Here is a 9354-nt window from a genome sequence, read left to right on the forward strand (position 1 = left end):
TCGCACGGTGCCCAGTCTCGCCACACTAGCAAGATGATCAGGCCGCCGTGGTCGGATTGCCTGATGTGACACAGTTGTCCGGAGCGTCGCAGCTGTCGAAAGTCGGCGCGTGTCCGCCGACATCGTGAACGTCCGGATTGTTCCCGACCAAAGTAGGGATTCCGCGGCGGATTCTTGCCCCGCGGGCCCGGCTGCGGTTAACAAATTGCGGAAGGAGTGACTCCCCGCTCCATTCCGTAAAGGAGAATAAAAATGAGTCGGAACCCCCGGCTGCTCGTTCTCGTTTCCGGTGCCGCGCTCGCCTTCGCCACGGCTTCGGTCCCCGCCCTCGCGACGGACACCAACGCGGCGGACCACCTCATTTCCCACGCCCACAACGCTTCGTACTCGTCGAACTGGTCCGGTTACGCCGAAACGGGCAGCGGGTTCACCTCGGCGAAGGCCACCTGGACGGTGCCGTCCGTCTCGGCCACGAGCACCTCCACCTACTCCTCGGCCTGGGTCGGCATCGACGGCGACGGCAACTCGAACCTGATCCAGACCGGCACCGAATCCGATTACGTCAACGGCCATGCGGAGTATTCCGCGTGGTGGGAAATCCTGCCCGCGTACTCGGTGACCATTTCCGGGATGACCATTTCGCCGGGCGACTCGATCACCGCGTCGGTGGCGAAGTCCAGCGGGACCAAATGGGTCATCTCGCTGACGGACGACACCACCGGCAAGTCCTGGTCGGCCACCAAGACCTACAGCGGCGCCGGCCAGTCCGCCGAGTACGTGCAGGAGGCGCCAACGGTGGGCGGCTCGCAGGCCGCCGTCGCGCACTTCTCGACGTTCTCCTTCAGCGGCCTGACCGTGAACGGGGCGAACCCGGGCCTGGTCAGCTCGGAGAAGATCATCCTGCGGCAGAACAACGTCGACTACTCGACCCCGTCCGACCCGAACTCCGCGGGCAACGGGTTCTCGGTCTCCTACACCGGTTGATCACACCGGCGTGTTGGCCGCCGGGGCGCGCGTGTTGGCCGGCGGAGTGCGTGTGTTGGCCGGCGGGGTGCGTGTGTTGGCCGGATCGGTTCGTGGTGGCTCGAGTGGCCGTGTGTTGGCCGCCGCCGTCGGCCAGCACATGCGCGGGCGGGGCCAACACGCGCGCGGGCGGGGCCACGTCGACGGGAGTGGCCAACACGCGCGCGGGGACGGCCAACACGTGTACGGGAACGGCCAACTCGGGCACGGGAGTGGCCAACATGCCGGTCTGCGGGGGCTCACACCGCTTTGAGCACTCCGCCGTCGGCAAGGTAGTCGGCGCCGGTCAGGTTGCCCGAGCGCGAAGAGGCCAGGAAAGCGATCAGTGCGGCGGTCTCCTCGGGCTCGGTCAGCCTGCCGGTGGTGATGCCCATGCCGGCAGGCACCCCGGCGAGGAACTCGTCCAGTCCGATCCCGGCGGCGCGCGCGAGCTCACCCGCGTAGCCGCCGGGGTCGGCCCAGTTCCCCGTGCGCGTCGGGCCGGGGCTGACGGTCAGCGCGCGCAGCCCGCGGTCGCCGAACTCCTCGGCCAGCGCCTTGGTCAGGTTCGTCAGCGCGGCCTTCGCGGTGCCGTAGTCGACCGGCTTGAACGCGGCCCGTGCTCCGATCGACGAGACGTTGATCACGACGCCCCGGGTGCGCAGCAGGCCGGGCAGCAGGGCCCGCGTCACCCGCACCGTGCTGAACAGGTTCAGCTCGAACGTCCGCTGCCAGGTGCCGTCGTCGAGGTCGAGGAAGCCGGCCCCCGCATCGACCACCGCGCCCAGGTTGTTGACCAGGACGTCGACGTCGCCGACACGGTCGGCCAGCTCGGAAACTCCTTGTGGGGTGGTCAGATCGGCGAGCACGGACTCGGCGCCCGGCACGCCGGAAGGCGTCCGCGCGACCGAAAACACCCGCGCCCCTTCGTCCACGAGAGCGCGCACGACGGCCGCCCCGATGCCCTTGCTGCCGCCGGTCACGACGGCCGTCCTGTCCCGCAGTTCCAGGTCCACGAGCTGCCTTTCTTTACCCAAAATTACAGAATCAGAGCGCACGAAGGGCGGTCTCGGCGAGCGCGCCCAGTCGTTCGGGTGACGGGTCCGCCTTCGCCAGCACGCGGATGCCGTTGATCGTCGTGAGGAAGAACGCGGCCAGCGCGCCCGCGTCCGCATCGGCGGCGATCTCGCCCGAGCGCCGCCCCTCCTCGACGGTGCTGCGGAACGCCGCCTCCTGGCGCTCGAAAGTGCGCCGCACCAGGTGTTTCACGATCTCGTCGTGCTCGCCGAGCTCCACCGCGGCGTTGGTCATCAGGCAGCCGCGGCTGTCCTCGAGCGCCGCGCGCACGACGAGGTCGAGCGCCTTGCGCAGCCGCTCCCGCGCCGGGCCGGTGCCGTCGAGCACCTCGATCAGGCGCACCGTCTCGCGCTCGTAGTACCGCCGCAGCGCGCGCTCGTACAGCGCGTGTTTGCTGTCGAAAGCGTTGTACAGGCTGCCGCGCCCGATGCCGAGCGCCTCGACCAGCCGCTGCGGTGTCGTGCCCGAATAACCGTTGGCCCAGAACACATCCATGGCCTTGTCCACGGCCTTGTCCGGGTCGAACCCCTTGCTGCGCGCCATGCGCACACGGTAGCCCATACTGGAACCAGAGGTCAAAAAATCGGGCCCCGGCACGCCTCCAAAAAACTGTCCGACCGTCGGGCTACGCTGGCGGCTCAGGGTTGTTGGTCTGCTTCAAGGGGAGGTTTTCGCCGGTGTCGAACGATTCCTTCGTTCACCTGCATGTGCACACCGAGTACTCGATGCTCGACGGTGCGGCGAAGATCGCCCCGCTGATGGCGGAGGCGAAGCGGCTGGAGATGCCCGCGGTCGGGATGACCGACCACGGCAACATGTACGGGGCCGACCAGTTCTACCAGGAGGCCAAGAAGGCGGGCCTGCAGCCGATCATCGGCATCGAGGCCTACGTCGCGCCGGAGTCGCGCTTCCACAAGAAGCCGGTCTTCTGGGGGCAGTCCAACCAGCGCGGCGCCGACGAGTTCGGTGAAGGCGGTGACGTCTCCGGTGGCGGCGCGTACACGCACATGACCATGCTGGCGGAGAACTCCACCGGCCTGCGCAACCTGTTCAAGCTCTCGTCGCTGGCGTCCATGCAGGGCTACTACCGCAAGCCCCGGATGGACCGCGAGCTGATCGCCGAGCACCACGCGGGGATCATCGCCACCACCGGCTGCCCCTCGGGCGAGGTGCAGACGAGGCTGCGCCTGGGCCAGAAGCAGGAGGCCATCCAGGCGGCCTCGGACTACAAGGACATCTTCGGCCCGGACAACTTCTTCCTCGAGCTGATGGACCACGGGCTGCCGATCGAGCGCTCGGTGCGCGAGGGCCTGCTGGAGATCGGCAAGCTGCTCGACCTGAAACCGCTGGCCACCAACGACTCGCACTACGTCACCAAGGACCAGGCCGACAGCCACTCCGCGCTGCTGTGCGTGCAGGCCGGCAAGACGCTGAACGACCCGAACCGGTTCAAGTTCGACGGGGACGGCTACTTCCTCAAGTCCGCGGCCGAGATGCGCGAGTACTGGGACAAGGAGGTCCCCGGCGCGGCCGACAGCACGCTGTGGATCGCCGAGCGCGTCGAGAGCTACGAGGACGTCTACACCCACAAGGACAGGCTGCCGTTCTTCGAGGTGCCCGAAGGCCACGACCAGCCGAGCTGGCTGCGTGCCGAGGTCGACCGCGGCCTCAAGTGGCGGTTCCCCGACGGCGCGCCCGAGGGGTACCGCGAGCGCCTCGACATGGAGCTCGAGGTCATCATCGGGAAGGGCTTCCCGGCGTACTTCCTGATCGTCGCCGACCTCATCAACCACGCCCGCCAGGTCGGCATCCGCGTCGGCCCCGGCCGTGGTTCGGCCGCCGGGTCGCTGGTCGCGTACGTCCTCGGTATCACCAACCTGGACCCGATCCCGCAGAAGCTGCTGTTCGAGCGGTTCCTCAACCCCGAGCGCGTCTCGATGCCGGATATCGACATCGACTTCGACGACCGCCGCCGCGGCGAGATGATCCGCTACGCGACGGAAAAGTACGGTGCCGACAAGGTCGCGCAGGTCATCACCTTCGGCACGATTAAGACCAAGGCCGCGATCAAGGACGCCGCCCGCGTGCACTTCGGGCAGCCGGGCTACGCGATCGCGGACAAGATCTCCAAGGCGCTGCCGCCGCCGATCATGGCGAAGGACATCCCGCTGTCCGGCATCGTCGACCCGCAGCACGAGCGCTACGGCGAGGCCGCCGAGGTGCGCACCCTCGTGGAGACCGACGAAGAGGTCTCCACGATCTTCAACACCGCCCGCGGGCTCGAAGGCCTGATCCGCAACGCCGGCGTGCACGCCTGCGCGGTCATCATGTCCAGCGAGCCGCTGATGGACGCGATCCCGTTGTGGCAGCGGGACGACGGCTCGATCATCACGGGCTGGGACTACCCGTCCTGTGAGGCCATCGGCCTGTTGAAGATGGACTTCCTCGGCCTGCGGAACCTGACCGTCATCGGCGACGCGATCGACAACATCAAGGCCAACCGCGGGGTCGATATCGACCTCGACACCCTCGGCATCGACGACCCGGAGACGTACAAGCTCCTCGCGCGCGGTGACACGCTCGGCGTGTTCCAGCTGGACGGCGGGCCGATGCGTGACCTGCTGCGCCGTATGCAGCCCACGGTCTTCGACGACATCGTCGCGGTCGGCGCGCTGTACCGCCCCGGCCCGATGGGCATGAACGCGCACAACGACTACGCCGACCGGAAGAACAACCGGCAGCAGGTCAAGCCGATCCACCCCGAGCTGGAAGAGCCCCTGAAGGAGATCCTGGCCGACACCTACGGCCTGATCGTCTACCAGGAGCAGATCATGCACATCGGGCAGAAGGTCGCCGGCTACTCGATGGGCCGGGCCGACGTTCTTCGCCGCGCGATGGGCAAGAAGAAGAAGGAAGTCCTCGAAAAGGAGTTCGAGGGTTTCCACGCCGGGATGAAGGACCACAACTTCTCCGACGAAGCCATCCAGGCACTGTGGGACACGATCCTCCCGTTCGCCGGGTACGCGTTCAACAAGAGCCACGCCGCCGCGTACGGCCTGGTCTCCTACTGGACGGCGTACCTCAAGGCGAACTACACCGCGGAGTACATGGCCGCGCTGCTGACCTCGGTGGGGGACAACAAGGACAAGTCGGCGGTGTACCTCTCCGAATGCCGCCGCCTCGGCATCAAGGTGCTCCCGCCGGACGTCAACGAGTCGAACCAGCGTTTCGCCGCCGTCGGGGACGACATCCGCTTCGGTATGGGTGCCGTCCGCAACGTCGGCGCGAACGTGGTCGAGTCGATCATCAAGACCCGCAACGAGAAGGGCAAGTACTCCAGCTTCACCGATTTCCTGGACAAGTCGGAGCTGGTGGCCTGCAACAAGCGGGTCATCGAATCGCTGATCAAGGCGGGCGGGTTCGACTCGCTCGGCAACACCCGGCTGTCGATGATCCAGGTCCACGAGGACGCGGTCGAAGCCGTGGTCCCGCTCAAGCGCCAGGAGGCGATGGGCCAGTTCGACCTGTTCGGCGCTGGTGACGACGACGCGGGTCCGTCCACGGCTTCCTCGCCGTTGGCGCATCTCAAGTTCTCCGACGAGGAGTGGCCGCGCAAGCAGCTGCTGTCCTACGAGCGGGAGATGCTCGGCCTGTACGTCTCGGCCCACCCGCTCGACGGGGCCGAGCGCATCCTCCGCAAGCACGCCCAGCGCCCGATCGCCGCGATACTCGACAACCCGCCGAAGGAGGGTGAGCTCGTCGTCTCCGGCCTGATCACCTCGCTGGAGCGACGGGTGAACAAGAAGGGCGAGCCCTGGGCGATCTGCACGGTGGAGGACATGGACGCCTCGCTCGAGGTGCTGTTCTTCCCGAAGTCGTACGCGATGTTCGCCGCCGACCTCGTCGAGGACAACGCCGTGCTGGTCAAGGGCAGGGTGAACTGGCGTGAGGACAAGATGTCCGTCTTCGGCGGCGGTCTCGTGCCACTGGACCTGTCCGAGGTCGGCAACGGCGGGGACGAGCCCCCGCTGATGCTGAACTGCACGGCGGAAAAGCTGGACAAGAGCGTGGTCGGCGAGTTGAAGCAGACCCTGCTGGCGCACAAGGGAGACACCCCGGTCCGGCTCAAGCTGATCGGCCGCAAGAACGAAACCGTCTTCGCGCTCTACGACTATCCGGTCAAGGTCACGTCGATGCTGATGGGTGAGCTGAAGGGCATTCCGGGGATCACCGCGGGCACCTGACGCGACGTCGCTCAACGGCGCCACCTCCACCACGTACGAGGTCCGCGTCAACGGCGCCTGGGCCGAGGCACCCGGCGGCGGGCTGCCCGCGGGCGTGAACGCGTCGGGGGTGAAGGGCACGCGGAAACCGCCCGACACGGGCCCAAACCGGGCCGGTGCCGGTGTGGTGTCGCTCCCAAAAAATGCTTACCGTGGCTAACCGAGTGAGGATGGGGGCGTGACGGACACCGATTACGAACCCGATCCGCTCCGCTGGAAGGCGCTGGCGGTCACGCTCACCGCCGGGTTCATGGGGCTGCTCGACGTCAGCATCGTGAACGTCGCGCTGCCGTCCATCCAGAAGGGCATCGGCACCGACGCGGGCACGGCGCAGTGGGTGGTCTCCGGATACGCGCTCACCTTCGGGCTGGTGCTGGTTTCCGGCGGGCGGCTCGGGGACGCGCTGGGCAGACGCCGGATGTTCCTCATCGCGCTGGCGTTGTTCGTCGCGACGAGCGCGCTCGCAGGCGCGGCGATGAGCCCGCTGTGGCTCGTGATCGCGAGGCTGCTGCAGGGTGGCGCCGCGGGCATGCTCACCCCACAGAACTCGGGGCTGATCCAGGACCTGTTCCGCGGCGCGGAGCGCGGCAGGGCGTTCGGCGTCTTCGGCGCGGTGGTCGGGATTTCCACCGCGGTCGGGCCGGTGCTGGGCGGGGTGATCCTGGCGCTGTTCGGCGAGCAGAACGGCTGGCGGTGGGTGTTCTACGTGAACGTGCCGATCGGCGTCGTCGCGTTCGCGCTCGCGATGAAACTGGTGCCGGCCAAACCGGGCAGGCGGCTGAACCTGCGCCGCGAAATCGACTTCGTGGGGATCGTGCTGCTCGGGCTCACGGTGCTCGGAATCCTGCTGCCACTGGTGGAAGCCGAGGAGGACGGGCTGGCGCGGCTGTGGTGGATGTTCCCGGCCGCGGTCGTGCTCGGCGCGGTTTTCGTGTGGTGGGAACGGCGGGTGGTGCGGGTGCGGCGCTCGCCGCTGATCGACATCCGGCTCTACACCTCGACCCCCGGCTACGCCTCGGGTGCGTCGCTGGCCACCGTGTACTTCTGCGGGTTCGCCGGGATCTGGCTGGTCTTTGCGATGTTCTTCCAGCAGGGACTGGGTTATTCGCCGCTGGAGTCGGGGCTTTCGGTGACTCCGTTCGCGATCGGCTCGGCGATCGCCGCCGCCGTGGCCGGCCGGCTCGTGTCGCGGCTCGGGCGCCGGCTCACCGTCGCCGGGCTGACGCTGGTGGTGCTCGGCCTCGGCACCGTCGGGCTGCTTTCGTGGCTGCTGCCGGACACCGGGCACATCGGCCTGATCCTGATCGCCCCGTTGCTGATCGGCGGGATCGGCGGCGGCATGGTGATCTCGCCGAACACCACGCTCACCCTCGAATGCGTGCCGACGAGCATGGCCGGGGTGGCTGGTGGCGCTCTGCAAACAGGGCAGCGGATCGGGACCGCGATCGGCACCGCCGTCCTCGCCGGAATATTCCGCTCCGTAGTCACGGCGGCACACGGTGATTACACGATCGCGTTGGCGGTGGCGATGCTCTGCGCGGCCTGCTTTGTCCTGGTGGCACTAGCTCTTGGCATCGGGGAACTGCGCGCTCGACGGGCACGGCCGTCGGCCGGACAACTACAGGAAGTCACGATGGCTGCTCCATCTGAGTGATGGTTTGTCGATTTGGCTGGTGCTACGGAGAGCGACCGGGTAAATCTTGTGTCGCCTTCAACCATGAGGGATTCGCTACGGAATGTGGCGGTTCGGCTGGCGGTCCGGGGATGGGACCACGAGCCGGGCGAGCCGTAGCCGCTCTGAATTCGTTCGAGCTGGACACACTGCTCATTCCTGATGCCCGTCGTCGGCGTCTGCGGGGGACCGTGCGGCGAACGGTGTCGAAGGCATGTGCCCGGGTGGGCCCTTCGAGGGGGAGTCACGGCCCACCCGGGCCACCTAAGCTCGGTTTCGTGGCCACTGCGGAGAAGTACCGGCGCTTCGGCGCGGAGTCTGCCGGCGCTTCGCCGCTGTACGAGCGCCTCGCGATCGCGTTGAGCGAGTCGGAAGAAGCGTTGCGCGCCATCGATTCCCTGCCCGCGAGAAAGCGCAATCCGGCGCTGGTCCTGGCGGCGCTGAACGACCTCGCCCTCGCCGGACGTGCTCCCTTGCTGGCCGCCGCTTATGCCGCCGCAGAAGGAGAAGCCGCCGCGGCGATCGACACGTTGACGCGGATGCCCGAAGCTGTCGCGGAAATCGTGGTGCGCAGGCAGGTGCGGGCCGACGAAACCGGGCGAGGCGCTGTGCTCCGTCCCCTCATCGCCGAGGCGGCGCAGCGTGCCGGCGCGGAGGCGGTCGGGCTGATCGACGTGGGCTGTTCGGCGGGCTTCAACCTCGACGTCGATCGCGTGGGAATCGCTTACGGCAACGGACAAACGCTCGGCGAGGCGTCGTCTCCGGTGCAACTGTCGGCGTCGGTCGTGGGCGAGCGGCCCATTCCCGTGGCGGCGATGCCCGCAGTCGTCGCGCGGGTCGGCATCGACGCGAATCCCGTGGATGTGACCGACGCCGACGAGGCGCGGTGGCTGCGCGCCTGCTTGCCACCGGACCAGCCGGAGCGGCTCGCGAAGCTCGACGCGGAGATTGCGTTGGCCGCCAAGGCCCCGCCGGTGCTGTTGGCCGGTGACGCCCTCGAAGCCCTGCCCGACGCCTTCGCCCACGTGCCCGCCGACGCGCTCCCCGTTGTCACCACGACGTGGGCGCTGTCGCGCTTGTCGCTCGAGGGCCGCCTGCGCTTCCTGCACCGCCTCGACGACGTGGCTGCCCACCGGCCGCTGGTGTGGGTCTCCGCGGAGGGCGTCGGGGTCGCGCCGGCCATCCCAACCTTCGGCGACCGCCGAGCCTCCGGCCACAGCATCCTTGGCGTAGCGGTGTTCCACGGCGCCGCCGCACATGTGGAGGCCGTCGGCCGCTGCTGGTCACAAGGCCGCTTGCTGGCTTGGCTCGCGGGTTAGC

The 9354-nt window shown here is 68.1% G+C and carries 6 protein-coding genes; 4 read left to right on the forward strand and 2 right to left on the reverse strand.

The genetic code is table 11. The annotated features are described in order from the left end of the window. Nucleotides 1-252 precede the first annotated feature (252 nt). Complete coding sequence (locus FPZ12_RS05160) at nucleotides 253-984, forward strand: G1 family glutamic endopeptidase (RefSeq protein ID WP_144750405.1); 732 nt, start codon at nucleotides 253-255, stop codon at nucleotides 982-984. Nucleotides 985-1262: 278 nt separating this feature from the next. Here the strand turns inward: FPZ12_RS05160 and FPZ12_RS05165 are convergent, their stop codons facing one another. Further along, nucleotides 1263-2039, reverse strand: a complete 777-nt coding sequence (locus FPZ12_RS05165) for an SDR family oxidoreductase (protein ID WP_341771202.1) — start codon at nucleotides 2037-2039, stop codon at nucleotides 1263-1265. A 10-nt stretch (nucleotides 2040-2049) separates the two neighbouring features. Continuing rightward, nucleotides 2050-2622, reverse strand: a complete 573-nt coding sequence (locus tag FPZ12_RS05170; RefSeq protein WP_144750407.1) for a TetR/AcrR family transcriptional regulator — start codon at nucleotides 2620-2622, stop codon at nucleotides 2050-2052. A gap of 134 nt (nucleotides 2623-2756) precedes the next feature. Here FPZ12_RS05170 and dnaE point away from each other — a divergent pair, with 134 nt between their 5' ends. The 3 genes from dnaE (at nucleotide 2757) to FPZ12_RS05185 (ending at nucleotide 9353) form a co-directional block, all read left to right on the forward strand. Then, nucleotides 2757-6323 (forward strand): DNA polymerase III subunit alpha, encoded by a 3567-nt coding sequence (gene dnaE, locus FPZ12_RS05175; RefSeq protein WP_144750409.1) that lies wholly within the window; start codon nucleotides 2757-2759, stop codon nucleotides 6321-6323. A gap of 289 nt (nucleotides 6324-6612) precedes the next feature. After that, the gene (locus FPZ12_RS05180; protein WP_144750423.1) at nucleotides 6613-8016 is read left to right on the forward strand and encodes an MFS transporter; all 1404 of its coding nucleotides are present in this window, start codon (nucleotides 6613-6615) and stop codon (nucleotides 8014-8016) included. Nucleotides 8017-8312: 296 nt separating this feature from the next. Beyond that, nucleotides 8313-9353, forward strand: a complete 1041-nt coding sequence (locus tag FPZ12_RS05185; RefSeq protein ID WP_243769676.1) for a DUF2332 domain-containing protein — start codon at nucleotides 8313-8315, stop codon at nucleotides 9351-9353. Nucleotide 9354 lies beyond the last annotated feature (1 nt).

Source organism: Amycolatopsis acidicola (assembly GCF_007713735.2).
Taxonomy (GTDB): domain Bacteria; phylum Actinomycetota; class Actinomycetes; order Mycobacteriales; family Pseudonocardiaceae; genus Amycolatopsis_E; species Amycolatopsis_E acidicola.

Bases quoted from the DNA above. Each gene is read 5' to 3' on its own strand.
- FPZ12_RS05170 (WP_144750407.1), bottom strand. From the start codon at position 2,622: ATGGCGCGCAGCAAGGGGTTCGACCCGGACAAGGCCGTGGACAAGGCC.
- FPZ12_RS05180 (WP_144750423.1), top strand. From the start codon at position 6,613: ATGGGGCTGCTCGACGTCAGCATCGTGAACGTCGCGCTGCCGTCCATC.
- FPZ12_RS05160 (WP_144750405.1), top strand. From the start codon at position 253: ATGAGTCGGAACCCCCGGCTGCTCGTTCTCGTTTCCGGTGCCGCGCTC.